This is a genomic window from Trinickia dinghuensis (genome assembly GCF_003367175.1).
Lineage (GTDB): Bacteria > Pseudomonadota > Gammaproteobacteria > Burkholderiales > Burkholderiaceae > Trinickia > Trinickia dinghuensis.
Genome location: NZ_QRGA01000001.1, coordinates 865,670 through 879,471 on the forward strand (window position 1 = coordinate 865,670; position 13,802 = coordinate 879,471).

The following is a 13,802-nucleotide window of genomic DNA, read 5'->3' on the forward strand; positions in this document are numbered from 1 at the left end:
TGGACGACGATCGATCTTCTCGGCGTGGCTTCGACCTTCCGCTGTCGACCCGTTCCGGCCATGGCCCACTTTCGCACTAACGACCGATACAGATCAACGAACGGTCAGTGACTTCTACAGCTTGCGCAGAAAGTCAATGATGGCGGCGTTTACGCGGTCCGGGGCTTCTTGCTGGAGCCAGTGCCCCGCTCGCGGAATGATTTCAGAATCGCGAAGATTGGGCACAAGCTTCGGCATGGCGCCGATGATTTCGTGCATGCCTGGAATCGCCAGCCCGGTGTCGTACTCTCCGACCAGATAAAGGGCTGGTGTTTGGATGAGCCGGCCGTTGAAAGCCGCCTGCAACTCCCAGTTCCGGTCTAGATTGCGGTAATAGTTGAGCCCACCGCGAAAGCCTGAAGCCTTGAAAGCCTTCACAAAAGCGTCGAAGCCAGTGTCATCAAGCCAGGCGGGTAGCGACTCAGGGTCAGGCAAGGCGCCGAGAAGTCCCGCCTGCCGCGAAACGAGCCCGAAAGGATTCGGTGTTTTATGGTCGCGCGGGCCGGCGTCGCCTGACGCCCAAAAATAGAGCTTACGCAGGGTAGCGGCAACGTCGCGCTCGAGTTCGCTCTCGGCCTGCCCCGGCTGGGAAAAGTAGTGCGTGTAAAACCATGCCTGCTCAGTCAGCGGAAATATCTGGCTTGGCGCTATCGGGGCTCGGCCCATCATGGGAACCCCGAGCGCAACGACAGCGCGAAAGCGGTCGGGGCGCAGCAGGGCGGCTTGCCATGCGATGGTTGCACCCCAGTCGTTTCCCATCACAACCGCGTCGCGCTCTCCGAGCGCGTCCAGCATCCCCACGAGGTCACCGACGATATCCAGCGTCGTGTACAGCCTTGGCTCCATCGGGCAAGCGCTGAGTCCGAAGCCGCGCAGATCCGGCGCGACTGCCCGAAATCCGGCATTCGACAAGCCCGCAAGTTGGTGTCGCCACGCATACGACGTCTCGGGGAACCCGTGAAGAAGCAATACTAGCGGCCCCGCGCCCTGGGCGGCGACGTTCAGGCGAATGCCATTGGTTTCGATGAAGGACTGAGTAAATGCGTACACGATCGCGCTCCGACAGTTGCACAAAATCACGCAAAATCGTAACATCAAACGTCACGAATTCCACATAGAGCATGCAACGCGATACACGGTTGGCCAGACTTGTTCACGTACTCATTCACATGCACCTGCGCGGCGGCACCACCACCTCCGAGACGATCGCGCAAATGCTGCACACTCAGCCATCGCTCGTTCGACGCACGATGGCTGCGCTGCGTGAAGCCGGTTATGTCGAGTCCATTGTCGGACCAAGGGGAGGCTGGCTTCTTTGCTGTGAACTCGGTGATCTCACGGTGCGTGACATATATGCCGCTATAGCCCATAAGAGCGCATTTGCGATCGGTACGGCGAATGACAACCCAGCCTGCCCGGTAGAGTTCGCAGTAAGCCGATTCCTCGACGATGCACTGAGTTCGGCAGAGGATGCATTACTCCAACGTTTTGCAGAGATGCGACTCTCCGCCGTAGTGCAGCACGTGAAGGCGTCGACAGACTGAGAAACGTCCGCTTTGGGGGCATCGGCAGTCGTCCGTCTGCAATCCGCGAACGACGGTCCTTGGCCGGCGAGCGCCGGACGACCAGACGCGCCGATTGTGTTGGGTACGCGCGATGCAAAAGGCATAAAACGGTCCGACAGAGACATACAAATACGCAGAAAGCGGGCAGTCGTACTGCCAAACCGTATGTTCTTGCGTATGCAGGCTGGATTCTCTGCCCTAACGAAGCCAGCCCGTGTGTCGTTGCGGCGGCAAACGCTCGTGACCGAGAATCCTCGGCATCCTGGTCGAAGGAAGATGCCACAGCGGTGAACATTGGCTACAGTTTTCGGTTAGCGAACGGAAGGGCGCCGTGCAACTCGCGAAACTCTGCCAGCAGCGAGCGCTTGGTGTCGCGAGGCTCGGGCGGACTACCGGTGGGCACCGCGCGCACTAACAACGAGTCGTACGCAGCGAATTGCCAGATAATTTCACCGCCCTTGTGCGGCCCCTTTTCCGAGGTCTTTCCGTTGCAATGATTTAGGAGGTCCATGAGGCGCTTGCGGAGCGAACGCGGGGAGCGATCTCCGGCCAGCCCAATGTAGACGACGCGAGTACCATAGACCCACTTCCTCCTCAACTCGTCGACATCCCATGGCGATCTGACGTTACCGGCTTCGCGAGCCTCTTCGGCGTCAATGAAGGAGAGCTTGTACTCGGGCGGGAGAATCAGAGCGTAGACGCCGCAACAATCCAGCCAATCATACGAGGGCAGGCCAGTCTTAAGGAGTACACCTATAACTCCGACGTCACGAAAGGCAACGCTCGATATCGGTGCCAAGCGCCTCGACTCGAGATCGCCGAAGTGGTGCTTCCCTTGGACGGGCGTATGGGGATCCTGGCGCGGAGGTCGCGGCAGACCTTGATTCATCGGTGATTCGCTTCGCAGACTAATCAACCCGTCATTGCGTCCGAAGAGCTGCGAATATCTATTCACGCGCGCGTTGACCTGATTTGCAGGCGCGGGCGCACCATCGCGGCGGGAGTAGAGTCCGAGCCGGCGAACCTCCTCTGCGATAGCACCCGCCGTCATCGGCTCACCCGCAGCGGAGAGTACTTGGACGATTGCCTCGTGCAAAGTCAACATAGCCCCCTTTCGAGCTTTTGGGCGTGGGTCGACACCGCCCGGCTGCCCGCGCCGATACCGCGGAGACGTCACTGTCGTGTGCCTCAGCGGCGACACACCCCCGATTACGTGCGCGATGGGGACACATTTTAGGCAACCTATGCGTCCAGAGCCTGGTGCCCAATGTAGCGTTTGCGCACGAGATCGTGCAAGGCTTCCTGGGGGGCTTCAGAATTGAGTTTCCCCCAAGGTGTCCGTTCGTGTATGTGGGATTGTCGGCGATATCCCGCTGCGCCGAATGTCTCAAAGTGGCCGCGGAAATTCGTCGCCCGCAAGTTATCGAACTACCTCGAAAACAACCCTTCCTCAAGGGAGGGACACTTCCGCTGAACTAGCCAGAGTGCCTCCGGCCGATGCCTCGCACTCGCCAAGCTACAGCCGCACGGCGGAAAGCCGTTCGATCTCGGCCCAGACTTTCCGTGAGTAATGCGGATCGAAGAGCGCGTGATACCCGCCCGTGTGCCAGAAGACGACAGGGCCTTCCAATTCCTTCCTTACCGCGAGATCGATGAGCGCAGCGACAGCCTTGGCGCTGTAGACCGGATCCACGAGTATGCCTTCGGTCGTGGCGAGAAGATCGATTGCCTCCATCACCCCGGGAGCGGGCAGCCCGTAGCCGTCCCCGAGATAGTCCTCGGTGAGATTGATGTCGCTGCGCGTCAGTTCAACCTCTGCGCCGATCAGACGCGCACCGCCACGCGCAAAGGCGAGGTATTGACCCGGAACATCGTCGTAGACCTCCCCGGCGACGACGATGCCTCGGATCTTGCTCGGCGACCCATGAAGCGCATTGCCAAGCACGAGTCCCGAGTGGGTTCCCCCTGATGAACTGGCGTGTACGATGGTGCCGACCTCACGCCCTTGTGCGGCCATTTGAGCGCGAAGCTCAGCGTATGCGAGGGCAAAGCCCAAGGAACTCCTCTCCGAGGCACAGCCGATGGGAAGTCGATAGACACGCTCCCCGGCATTCTCGAGTTCGGTCACGACCGCCTCGGCGTGCTGAGCGAGTTCAGGCCAACTGGCATTGCCAACGAATCGCAGATGCGCCCCGAACAGTCCGTCCAGAAGCAGATTGCCTACTGGCTCACAGGGTTCGTCGTGGCACAGCACAAGCGTGCAGCGAAGACCGGTTGTCGCCGCCGCCGCGGCAACCGCGCGCACTGCGTTGGAAAGACGCGAACCTTCGGCAACCAGGTGCCTGGCGCCTTGGGCGATGGCATGCGCGAGTTCGACTTCGAGCTTGCGCACCTTGTTACCGGCAAGGCCAACCGTGCCGATATCGTCGCGCTTGCACCATACCTCGACGCCGATTTTCGCGCTGAAGCGCTCGAGGTATTGCACGGGCGAGGTGAATCTTCGCAGGTCGAGTCTGGGAAGTTGGGCAAGTGTATCGAGGGCGTTCATTTGGGTTCCCCATGGTGGCCATGACTTAACAAGAACAGTGTCGGAAGGTTCTGGCCCGACTCGAGCCAATGCGCCTTCATCAACGGCACTCATTGTGGGGATGGCGGATCGCATCGATATAATGAAAACCAGACAACGCATACGAGGTTTCCGACAAGATGCCTGGCGCTCAAATTTCGCGCTCGCTCGGGCAGTCCTTGCCGCATTCGCTGGTTTTCCGGACGATGCGGCTGAACGAGGTGACGACCTACCCGGCGGAGCGCCACTACTGGGGCGAATTTGTGTTCTCGTTCAGCGGCGTGATCGAACTGACCGTGGGAAGCCGCCAGTACCTGACGCCGCCTCATTACGGTCTGTGGCTGCCGCCGCGGACGGAGCATGAGGCCAGTACGCGGTCAGAGGCTTGCTATTGCGTGTTGGACATTGCGTCAGACCGTTGCGGCAGGCTGCCCACCGAGGTGTGTACGCTGGCGGTCGGCCCCATCATCAAGGCGATCCTGACCGACCTGGTGGCGCGCCAGGTGGACTATCCACGTAACGACGCCGACGAACGGCTGATGCAGGTGCTAGTCGACCAGATGAGCCTGGCGCCGCGCCAGGATACCTATCTGCCGATCTCCGAAGACCGGGCGTTGGGCCAGGTGCTCGAGGCACTGCGCCATCAGCCGGGCGACAATCGCCCGCTGGAAGCGTGGGCCAGTGTGGTGCACAGTACCGAGCGCACATTGTCGCGGCGCTGTCAGCGCGACCTCGGCATGTCCTTTGTGGAGTGGCGGCAGCGGTTGCGGCTGGTGCGGGCGCTTTCGATGCTCGAGGACGGGCTGGCCGTGCAGACGGTGGCGCTGGAGTTGGGCTACAGCACGTCGTCCGCTTTCATTGCGATGTTCCACCGGTTGATGGGAGCGACGCCGGACGAGTTTCGCAAACGGATCGTGCAGTTGTAGGTTGTCGCTCTGATCAGAGCGAAGCGATTCATCGCCGCAATTGCCCGGTTTCGACAAGCTGCTGGAAGAAATCATTCATCGATTCGGCGAGCGGGCGGTAGCGAATGCCGAGTTCGTTGCGGCTGCGGCTGTTGTCGGCGCGCCAGGGAAGCCCGGCATTGCGCGTGATCATGCGTCGGATCACATTCTTGTTCGCGAGCGGGCCGACCAACCACTCGAGCCATTTGGCGCCAATCGACATGCGAAGGGCGACATCGTCGCCATCGTCATGACTTTTCCGCGCGATAGAAGGCCTTGCGCCTTCAATGTCGTTGCAATGGTTATCCCAAAATACTCGCACATGCGGGCTCGCAAGAAGGCTCGCGGGCGTCACTGTGCGGCGTTGCCATGGGATCCAACCAAGATACCAGCATCTCCAGAAGCCAAGCGGGTGGCGCGGATTACGCCGGAGCAGCGTTTCGAATGTTTCGACTTCGCCGATGGAAACACCCGTCGCCTCAAAGATCACTTCGCGTACAAAGCGTGAGCAGAACTGGCGCTGCGACTCGATATTGAAACCGGTGTCGTAGAAGACTCCGCTACGGCGCGTTGCCGCCGAAATCAGGCTGCGTTGTTGCGCGCGGTCGAGTGGCTGCTTCAGTCGCGCAATCGCGAATCCGCCCGAAGATCGGGCCAAGAATCTGGACATTGTCGTTACGCGGGACAGTGGAAATGTGCTCTCGGCGATGAGCGAATCGTTCTCGCCAACGCCGACAACGATCCCTACATGGTTTGTCCACGAACAGGTTGCGCGCGCCACTTCGAGAAAAGGTCTGGCATTCACCCGAATGAATACGAGGTCTCCAATGCGCAGATCTCGATGCGACATTTCTCGATCTGCTTTTGCCGCTTCGGTACCGCCGCTCGACGCGCAGTCGATGATGGACATGGCGACTTCCTTCGTTTTCGTTATTGAGTGGGCGCAGGATGTCACGAGGTCTCGTCATTCGCACTATTTTTATGCGATTTTGCGTAAAATGGCCCATCAGGTACTGAATTCCAATACTTTCATGACAGAGATCGCCCGATTGGTCGCGACGCTCAAGCACCGCTTCAAAGCAGCGGGACTTAGCTATCGAGACGTCGCACACGCGCTGGACTTGTCCGAGGCTAGCGTGAAGCGCCTTTTGGGCAACGGACGCATTACTGTCGAGCGCCTCGCCCAAATTTGCGACCTGCTGGGCCTGACGATGGGCGAGCTGTTGCATGAAGTCGAGACGTCAACGCCTCGCTTGCACACGCTTACGCCAGAGCAGGAGGCGCGGCTCGTCTCGGACGAGAAGTTTCTACTGGTAACGGTATGCGCGCTCAATCACTGGTCGATCGATGACCTCGTCGCGACGTATCGACTAACAGCGGCGGAGTGCATCAAGTATCTGCTCGCGCTCGACAGGATGGGTCTCATTAAGCTGAAACCCGGCAACCGGATTCAGCCGCTTGTAGCACGCGACTTTGACTGGCTGCCCGGCGGCCCGATTCGACAATACTTTTCCCAGCACGGGCTTCCCGACTTCATGGATAGCCGGTTCGACACGCCAGACGAGTCCATGGGCTTCATTCACGGCATGCTGACAAAAGGAGCACTTAGCCAGCTGAACGACGAATTGTTCAAGCTTCGGTCGAAGTTTGCCGCGTTACACGACCTATCATCCTCTGCACCGTTGCCGGAGAGGACCGGAACCGCTCTCGTTCTTGCTATGCGCGCGTGGGAGCCGCAGGCTTTCAGGAGCCTCCGACGTGCTGCAGGGGGAGCCTTCCAGAGGAAGAGCCGGTAGCGGCATACGGTTATCGTCGATCGCCCGGCAGACGCCAACGGTGAATGTCTTCTCGGTTGCGAGACCGATTGTCGACGATTCATCCGCCAGCTTCGGATGACCGTTTGTGGCCGAATGAGGTGGCCCGAATGCGGCGCCAGCCATGTATCGGGTCCTGACTGAAAAGCGGCTTCGCGCTGTATGTGTCTAGAAACGTGGTGTCGCCAACACACGCAACCGAACAAATGGCTCATAAGTCATGCCGTTGACCGCGGGGACCCTACCTCAGCTCGGGGGGAGATCGGTCGCATTCGTCGCTGTTATAAGGCTCCTATAATGATTACAAGAATTTTGGTCTGTAGCGGTTTGTGTTTCGCATTTCACGCAACGAGTTTCGCGACATAGACGGCTGGCCCCGACTCGGCGCAGCAGCGCAACGTCCTTGAAGAAGGCCGATATACGGAGTTGGACCGTGACATGAACGCCGCCCAACGCGCATACGAGCATGGCTCGATCAGCTTTGCGTTTCTCGGAGCAGGCTTCCTTAGTGCCGGACCGTATGCGCCGGTCATTTTGAATATCGCTATTCCAGTTGGAGCCATCGTGTTCTTGGTGAGGCGGCGGTCATTGATTGCGAAAAATGCCGGCCAAATCGTCGCAAAGCCTGACGCTTGACCGCGGATGCCCCCGCAAACGAAGCAAAAGGTCGTTCAGCCGATCAAGCGCATCAGGTCCCGTATGTTTCATCTCATCTCCTGAAAAAAGCATCGGAAAGGCCAGGCTACCCCGAATCCGACGAGAATCACGGTTGCCCTTCGCGTCGAGGCGTGTCGCGCATGCGTGCGGCATTGGGTGTCATCCCGGTCCATTCATTGAATGCGCGGAAGAACGAGTTCGAATCCTGATAGCCAAGTAGGAATGCGATCTGGCTGTAGGGTAGATCGGAGCGATCGAGGTAGTGCCATGCAAGCCGCTTGCGCACGTCGGCCAGTATGGCCTTGAAGCTGGCGCCCTCATCACCGAGCCGACGCTGCAGCGTGCGCTTGCTGATCGCTAGCGTGCGTGCGACATCGTCCACCGTCGCCACGCCGCCGGGAATGAGTTCTAGTAGCGCGGCGCGTACGCGCTCCACGATGCCGGCTTCGGCTGACAATGCGTCGAGGCGGCGTCGAAGATCGGGTTCGAATATCTGCCACATCGCGTTGTTCGCCGTGACGAACGGACGCCGCGCATCTTGCAGCGACAGACTCACGGAAGGTGCGTCGCCGTATCGCGGCGTCACGCCGAAAAACCGCGTATAGCCGTGATGCAGCTCAAGATCGCGCGGCAGCACGACAGCCCGCGCGGAAAGATCGGTGCGGGTCGCCAGTCGTGCAAGCTTCACGAAGAAGCCGAGTTCAGCCGCGAGCAGCGTGGCGGGAGGCTGCTCATCGCGCTCCAGGAAGTGAACGGTAAGAACGAGTACGTCGGCCTCGCGCGCCACGTGCAAACGGATTGGTCCGATCAGCGGCTTGAACTGGCTAATGCGTCGTATCGCAACCTCGAGGTTCGGGCTGCACAGCGCCGCAAACAGAGGCGGATCGAACGTCTCGACCGATACGAGATCGAGGACGCGCAGCGCAACGGCCGGCTCGGCCACCATCTCCTCCAACGCGCGCCACATGCGGAAATACTCGCGCGTCGACAGCCCGCTCTCCGGCCGCGTGAACAGATCGGCCGGCAACTGCGCACGCCGCAGCAGTTCGTCGACGCGCAGGCCGAGGTCGACCATCACGACCTGCCAGCCCGGCGAAATCGCGAAGCGATTCATCGCCCCAATTGCCCGGTTTCGGCAAGCTGCTGGAAGAATTCATTCATCGATTCGGCGAGCGGGCGGTAGCGAATGCCGAGTTCGTTGCGGCTGCGGCTGTTGTCGGCGCGCCAGGGAAGCCCGGCATTGCGTGCAATCATGCGTCGGGTCACGTTCTTGTCCGCCAGCGGCCCGACCAACCACACGAGCCATTTGGGCACGATGCGCCGGGGGATCGGGTAGTCGGCGCCATACCGCTCGAGCAGCGTTGCCGCCATTGCCAGCAAGCTCGTGTCATGGCCCGATGCGATGTAGCGGCCGTTTGCGTTCGGGAGGAATGCCGCTCGGAGATGGGCGTCGGCCACGTCGCGGACGTCCACCGCGCCAATGGCGAAGTCCGGCACGCCCACTTTCATCGTGCCGTTGCCCATCTGCCGCACGATCTCGAAGCTTTCCGAGGTGGCGTACGGATTGATGCCCGGCCCGATGACGAGCGACGGATTGATGGTGACGAGATCCCAGCGCTGCTGCGCGCCGACGATTTTCCAGGCTTCGCGCTCGGCAACCGTCTTCGAATACGAATACGGCTGGTGTGCCAGCGAGGAACTGTTATTCCAGATCGCCTCGGTGAACACGCCGTTCGGTGCAGTGGCGAGATCGGCGTTGTCGCCGTAGATGGCCGCGCAACTGCTGGTCAACACGACACGGCGTACCGACGGCGTGCGGTTTGCCGTTTCGAGTACGTTGCGCGTGCCGAGCAGCGCCGGGTCGACGAGCTCCTTCTGCGGATCGCGTACATGGACAGTGAACGGTGACGCGGTGTGGAACACGGTCCCGCAACCGGCCATCGCGTCGGCATACGATCCGGGTTCGAGCAGATCGGCGCGGAAATAGCGGATGGTGCCGGGCGTACCGGCCGCGATGCGCTGGAGATGCTTCAGCGTGTCCGGATCGTCAGGATGGCGGACCGCCGCATGGACCGTCAAGCCGGCGTCTAGCAGTCGTTGGACGAGCCAGCCCGCCACATACCCGGTTGCGCCGGTGACCATGACGGGGAGGTCGGTATCGATATTCATCGTCGTTGATTCGGTTACGGATGATGTTCGAGATCTTGCCGGTTTTCTCGTGCGAGATGACTAGCAAAGCACGCCAATCGGTATGCGAAGCGCGACAGCAGTCTATCCGCCGCCGTATTGTGGATGCAGGGCGAGGCGTGCAAAATACGTATGAAGAAACGTCCTGCTGCCGCATGGGTGGACGCGGAAATGATCGAGGTGGCGCCGGCGCGAACCGCGATTTTCGGGGGAAACAACATGGATTGGCGGGACATCGTCAGCGTAGACCAGTTTCGCAATGCAACCGTGCTTGGCGGCCTTGCCAGGTTTAGCCGCAGCCTCGGCGATCTGGACCAGCTGGACGGCCTGATCGGGCAGTATCACGCGCTCAGGAAGCGGGACGTCGCGTCGCGTGTCGCCAAGCTGGGCGAAATCATCAGTGCGGCCGACCAGTGGCTGCTGCAGCCGCCAGCCGGGAATTTTTCCTATTCGATTCCCCCTACGGCGGTGGCGGGCGTCGAGGCGATGGCGTTGCGGGCCAGAGGAAAGAAAAGCTACCTCGACGCGGTTGTTGCGTTCTACCTGCGTTACCCCTCCGAAACGGCTGCGACGGAAAACGCCTTCGCGAGCATCGCCGAGCGGCCGGCGCCCGTTGTGCCGGTGCGGCGCCGTGCAGCGAGCTTTTCCGGCAGGCCTTCGGCGCCCGAGCCTGTGTCCAGTCCCGCGCCGACGCCCAGCCGCGCCCGTTCGAACAGCGTCCCGATTTCGAGACCCCCGCCTCAACCCCAGCCCCAGCTCGCGCTGCGGCCGAACTATCTCGTGGAGAAGGCGGATCCGCTGCATCGATCGATGCATGCCGTGCCGTCCCGCAGCGGTCTCGGGATGACGAAACTGCTTGCTCTTTGGACTGAGGCGCGCACAGGCGGCAGCACCGATCTGCCCTTTTTCTACTGGCTCGAGGAACAGAATCCCGCCAGTCTCGAGATGGCGTCGGTCGGGTACCTTACCAAGGAGCAGCGCAGGAAGCATCTGCTGTTCGTGATCGACGGGAAGTTTCTCCACGTGGCGGAGAGCGCCAGCGCGAACTACAGCACGGAAGGTCGGGGCAGCATGTCCGACGGCAAAGTCGACTGGTGCATCTTCGTGCTGTCGCCGGACGACGTGCTCTTCGCCGGCGGATACCGGATGGGCGAATTCCATCATTCGAGCTTCCTCGCTGGCGACAAGATCAAGGCCGCCGGTCAGATATGCGTGATCGACGGCAAGCTGATGGGCATCACGCCCAAGAGCGGCCACTATCATCCCGGGCCCGACGAGTTGTGCACGATGCTGAAGTTTCTGGCCGAGCGGCGCATCGATCTGAGTGCCGTCGAAGTCTGGTATCCCGCGTACGGTGAAGCCGATCCCGAGTCCAAGCCGTTTCTCATCATGGCTGACGAGTTCCTGCGAAACGGCGGCCGATTCGATAAGGCAACTACAAGCCGCGTGCCGCCTTACATCCTGGCCGGTGGCCGTCCGAATCCCGAAATGATGAGGCAGATGGCCGCCGCAGTGGCCCAGCGCGTATGACCTGGCCGGGATGACAGTCCGCAAACAGGCGTCGCTGCATCGGGGGTGTGAAGAGCCAGTCAGAGCGTAACGGGAGGATGATAGGTCAATGTTCCGGCGAGGATCCACAACATGAAAATCACCAGCGGAAGATGCACGACGAACTGAGTAAACGTGAAGCCCACCACATCACGAGCCCGCAATCCCAGCACACCGAGCAACGGCAGCATCCAGAAAGGGTTGATCAGATTCGGCAGCGCTTCCGCCGAGTTGTAGACAGTGACCGCCCAGCCCAGGTGCACCTGCAGATCCCTGGCTGCCGCGATCACGTAGGGTGCTTCGATGATCCACTTGCCGCCGCCTGACGGCACGAAGAAACCGAGAATGGCCGAGTAGATACCCATCAGCGCCGGAAACGACCCATGCGACGACACCGTGACGAAGAAATGCGAAAGATGATCGGATAGCGGTAGGCCCGTTGGCGCTGCCGCTTTCGTGAGCATGTACGCAATGCCCCCATAGAGCGGGAACTGGATCAGCACGCCTGCCACAGAGGGTACCGATTTCGCGACTGCATTCAGGAAGCGGCGAGGGCGCCAGTTCAGCAACATACCGCCCAGCAGAAATACGAAGTTGTACGTGTTGAGATTCGAGATTGCCAGCAGGGGGTTTTTCGTCGTGAACTCGTGCCACGCCCATACGGAACCGAGCGCGACAATCAGCAGCGTAATGAGTGGACTGTGCTCGAGCCAGTCGCCAGGACGCGAAGGCGCGGCAACATCGATTGCAGTCTCGTCGAGCGAGATGCCCAGCGATTGCGCGGTTTTCGCGCGTGCTTCGCTAGGCGCGGACAGATACGCAATCAGCAACGACACGGCGGTCAGCGCGCCGACCATGAGCATCGACTGAGGCAGGAAAATCGTTTCCGTGAACGGAATGACCCCGGTGATCGCCAGCAGCGCCTTCGGCAAACTGTCCGGATTCGCCTGCAGTTGCGATGCCGACGAACTCAATCCCAGTGCCCAGGTCGCGCCCATGCCGAGATAAGCAGCGGCACCCGCCGCACGGTAGTCCATGCGAAGCTCGGTGCGGCGTGCCAGCGCACGGACCAGCAGACCGCTAAAAATCAGACTGATCGCCCAGTTGAAAAGCGATAACGCAATACTGACCAATGCGACGAATGCGACTGCGGCCCTGCCATTGGACGGCAAGCGTGCAAGCCATGCGATCAATCTCGCGGCAGGCGGCGACACCGCCACCACATAGCCGGCGATGGCGACGATCGCCATTTGCATCGTGAAGGGGATCAGGCTCCAGAACCCGTCTCCGAAAGCGATACCCACGCGTTGTACCGGTGCCCCAACGGCGAGGGCGCCTATTGCAACGAGCACAACGGCGATCGCCGCGAACAGATAGGCGTCGGGAAACCATCGTTCCGACCAGCGTGCGATCGCCGCAGCCATGCGTTCGAGCCCGCGTGCGTCGTGGTCTGCCGCGACGGCCATGTCTTGTTGATGGCTCAATTCCTTCATCATGATCTCCTCGATGCGTCGTGTTATGCGGCGTACTGCTCGTAGACTTTTGCGGCTGCGGCAAGATCTTCCAGTGCGGTGCCCACCGCCTTGAATACCGTGCGCTCCGCGCGGTCGCCCCGGCCGCGTGCGTCGCCCCGGCACAAGCCGGCCAACGTACCTTTCAGGCTTGCGAGCGAAATGACATTGCGCGCGAGCGGACCGATTAGATCGCCGGATTTCTGCGGGGCCTCGTCGGTATCGACGTACACGCTGGCGTCGCGAAAGCAGTCGTCGTCGGCCTCGCGCATCTGCGGCGTGAAGCTGCCGATCAGATCGAGATGCGTTCCGGGTCGGAGCCATGCCCCTTGCACGATCGGCGCGGTGGCGAGCGTCGCGCAGCTCACGATGTCCGCACGTGCCACGCTGTGCGGCAGATCGCTGACGACCGAGGCGGAGAAGCGTTCGTGCTGCAGCTGCTGCACGAGCCGCGCAGCCGCCCGGGGATCGATGTCCCAGACCTCGACCCGTGTAATCGGAAGCTGGCTTCGATAGGCGGCCGGCACGAGACTTGCCACCCGTCCCGCGCCCAGCAACACCAGATGCGAAGCGTCCTCGCGTGCGAGGTAGGTTGCAGCCAGCGCCGATGCGGCGGCAGTCCGGCGCGACGTGATTTCGTTGCCGTCCATTTGCGCGAGCGGCTCACCCGTGCGGGCGTCATACAGCAGATAGGTTGAATGGAGGCCGGGTATTCCGTGCGCCACGTTGCCGGGGAAAATATTCACGGTCTTGATGCCGAGATACCGCTCTGCGTCCCATGCCGGCATGATCAGCACGGTGCCGGTACGGCCATCAGCGACCTCGATCGTGTGCGAGTGTCTGAGTGGAACCTGGCATCCCTTGATAAACGCCTGCTTCAGTGACGGAATCAAGGTGGCGAAGTCCAGTGCTGCGCGTGTCGTTACGGTGTCGAAGATTTTCATGCTCAATGGCTCTCCTTGCGTCTTCTG

General features: G+C 61.0%; 13 protein-coding genes. 5 read left to right on the forward strand and 8 right to left on the reverse strand.

Annotated features, from left to right (window positions below; all coding sequences use genetic code 11):
- Nucleotides 1-114 precede the first annotated feature (114 nt).
- A complete protein-coding gene (locus DWV00_RS03885; protein ID WP_245964703.1) occupies nucleotides 115-1,089 on the reverse strand; it encodes an alpha/beta fold hydrolase in 975 nt (324 codons plus the stop codon).
- A gap of 71 nt (nucleotides 1,090-1,160) precedes the next feature.
- On the opposite strand from DWV00_RS03885, the gene DWV00_RS03890 reads away from it, so the two are divergent.
- Nucleotides 1,161-1,583, forward strand: coding sequence for an Rrf2 family transcriptional regulator (locus DWV00_RS03890; protein WP_115532159.1), 423 nt, complete (start codon nucleotides 1,161-1,163; stop codon nucleotides 1,581-1,583).
- 319 nt (nucleotides 1,584-1,902) lie between these two features.
- On the opposite strand, the gene DWV00_RS03895 is transcribed toward DWV00_RS03890, so the two are convergent.
- Complete coding sequence (locus tag DWV00_RS03895) at nucleotides 1,903-2,709, reverse strand: winged helix-turn-helix domain-containing protein (protein WP_115532160.1); 807 nt, start codon at nucleotides 2,707-2,709, stop codon at nucleotides 1,903-1,905.
- Nucleotides 2,710-3,120: 411 nt separating this feature from the next.
- Nucleotides 3,121-4,293, reverse strand: coding sequence for a 1-aminocyclopropane-1-carboxylate deaminase/D-cysteine desulfhydrase (locus DWV00_RS03900; RefSeq protein WP_245964704.1), 1,173 nt, complete (start codon nucleotides 4,291-4,293; stop codon nucleotides 3,121-3,123).
- 17 nt (nucleotides 4,294-4,310) lie between these two features.
- Between DWV00_RS03900 and DWV00_RS03905 the strand changes: the two genes are divergently transcribed.
- Complete coding sequence (locus tag DWV00_RS03905) at nucleotides 4,311-5,096, forward strand: AraC family transcriptional regulator (protein ID WP_220274651.1); 786 nt, start codon at nucleotides 4,311-4,313, stop codon at nucleotides 5,094-5,096.
- 28 nt (nucleotides 5,097-5,124) lie between these two features.
- Here DWV00_RS03905 and DWV00_RS03915 read toward each other — a convergent pair whose 3' ends face one another.
- The gene (locus DWV00_RS03915) at nucleotides 5,125-6,024 is read right to left on the reverse strand and encodes a YebB family permuted papain-like enzyme (RefSeq protein WP_245964705.1); all 900 of its coding nucleotides are present in this window, start codon (nucleotides 6,022-6,024) and stop codon (nucleotides 5,125-5,127) included.
- A gap of 121 nt (nucleotides 6,025-6,145) precedes the next feature.
- Between DWV00_RS03915 and DWV00_RS03920 the strand changes: the two genes are divergently transcribed.
- Together DWV00_RS03920 and DWV00_RS03925 are read left to right on the forward strand one after the other, a co-directional pair.
- Nucleotides 6,146-6,910, forward strand: coding sequence for a helix-turn-helix domain-containing protein (locus DWV00_RS03920; protein ID WP_115532271.1), 765 nt, complete (start codon nucleotides 6,146-6,148; stop codon nucleotides 6,908-6,910).
- 456 nt (nucleotides 6,911-7,366) lie between these two features.
- Nucleotides 7,367-7,564, forward strand: coding sequence for a hypothetical protein (locus DWV00_RS03925; RefSeq protein WP_115532162.1), 198 nt, complete (start codon nucleotides 7,367-7,369; stop codon nucleotides 7,562-7,564).
- A 127-nt stretch (nucleotides 7,565-7,691) separates the two neighbouring features.
- Here the strand turns inward: DWV00_RS03925 and DWV00_RS03930 are convergent, their stop codons facing one another.
- Together DWV00_RS03930 and DWV00_RS03935 are read right to left on the reverse strand one after the other, a co-directional pair.
- The gene (locus DWV00_RS03930; protein ID WP_115532163.1) at nucleotides 7,692-8,699 is read right to left on the reverse strand and encodes an AraC family transcriptional regulator; all 1,008 of its coding nucleotides are present in this window, start codon (nucleotides 8,697-8,699) and stop codon (nucleotides 7,692-7,694) included.
- A complete protein-coding gene (locus tag DWV00_RS03935; protein WP_115532164.1) occupies nucleotides 8,696-9,754 on the reverse strand; it encodes an NAD-dependent epimerase/dehydratase family protein in 1,059 nt (352 codons plus the stop codon). Before DWV00_RS03935 ends, DWV00_RS03930 begins: the two co-directional genes overlap by 4 nt.
- A 123-nt stretch (nucleotides 9,755-9,877) precedes the next feature.
- Between DWV00_RS03935 and DWV00_RS03940 the strand changes: the two genes are divergently transcribed.
- Entirely contained in the window at nucleotides 9,878-11,302 is a 1,425-nt protein-coding gene (locus tag DWV00_RS03940) for a hypothetical protein (RefSeq protein WP_147297830.1), read from the forward strand.
- A gap of 59 nt (nucleotides 11,303-11,361) precedes the next feature.
- On the opposite strand, the gene DWV00_RS03945 is transcribed toward DWV00_RS03940, so the two are convergent.
- Together DWV00_RS03945 and lhpI are read right to left on the reverse strand one after the other, a co-directional pair.
- Complete coding sequence (locus DWV00_RS03945) at nucleotides 11,362-12,813, reverse strand: short-chain fatty acid transporter (RefSeq protein ID WP_115532272.1); 1,452 nt, start codon at nucleotides 12,811-12,813, stop codon at nucleotides 11,362-11,364.
- Between the two features lie 23 nt (nucleotides 12,814-12,836).
- Nucleotides 12,837-13,775: a bifunctional Delta(1)-pyrroline-2-carboxylate/Delta(1)-piperideine-2-carboxylate reductase gene (lhpI, locus tag DWV00_RS03950; RefSeq protein WP_115532166.1), complete on the reverse strand. Its 939-nt coding sequence runs from the start codon at nucleotides 13,773-13,775 to the stop codon at nucleotides 12,837-12,839.
- Nucleotides 13,776-13,802 lie beyond the last annotated feature (27 nt).

Bases quoted from the DNA above. Each gene is read 5' to 3' on its own strand.
- DWV00_RS03890 (WP_115532159.1), top strand. From the start codon at position 1,161: ATGCAACGCGATACACGGTTGGCCAGACTTGTTCACGTACTCATTCAC.
- DWV00_RS03895 (WP_115532160.1), bottom strand. From the start codon at position 2,709: ATGTTGACTTTGCACGAGGCAATCGTCCAAGTACTCTCCGCTGCGGGT.
- DWV00_RS03900 (WP_245964704.1), bottom strand. From the start codon at position 4,293: ATGCGTTGTCTGGTTTTCATTATATCGATGCGATCCGCCATCCCCACA.
- DWV00_RS03905 (WP_220274651.1), top strand. From the start codon at position 4,311: ATGCCTGGCGCTCAAATTTCGCGCTCGCTCGGGCAGTCCTTGCCGCAT.
- DWV00_RS03915 (WP_245964705.1), bottom strand. From the start codon at position 6,024: ATGTCCATCATCGACTGCGCGTCGAGCGGCGGTACCGAAGCGGCAAAA.
- DWV00_RS03920 (WP_115532271.1), top strand. From the start codon at position 6,146: ATGACAGAGATCGCCCGATTGGTCGCGACGCTCAAGCACCGCTTCAAA.
- DWV00_RS03925 (WP_115532162.1), top strand. From the start codon at position 7,367: ATGAACGCCGCCCAACGCGCATACGAGCATGGCTCGATCAGCTTTGCG.
- DWV00_RS03930 (WP_115532163.1), bottom strand. From the start codon at position 8,699: ATGAATCGCTTCGCGATTTCGCCGGGCTGGCAGGTCGTGATGGTCGAC.
- DWV00_RS03935 (WP_115532164.1), bottom strand. From the start codon at position 9,754: ATGAATATCGATACCGACCTCCCCGTCATGGTCACCGGCGCAACCGGG.
- DWV00_RS03940 (WP_147297830.1), top strand. From the start codon at position 9,878: ATGCAGGGCGAGGCGTGCAAAATACGTATGAAGAAACGTCCTGCTGCC.
- DWV00_RS03945 (WP_115532272.1), bottom strand. From the start codon at position 12,813: ATGAAGGAATTGAGCCATCAACAAGACATGGCCGTCGCGGCAGACCAC.
- lhpI (WP_115532166.1), bottom strand. From the start codon at position 13,775: ATGAAAATCTTCGACACCGTAACGACACGCGCAGCACTGGACTTCGCC.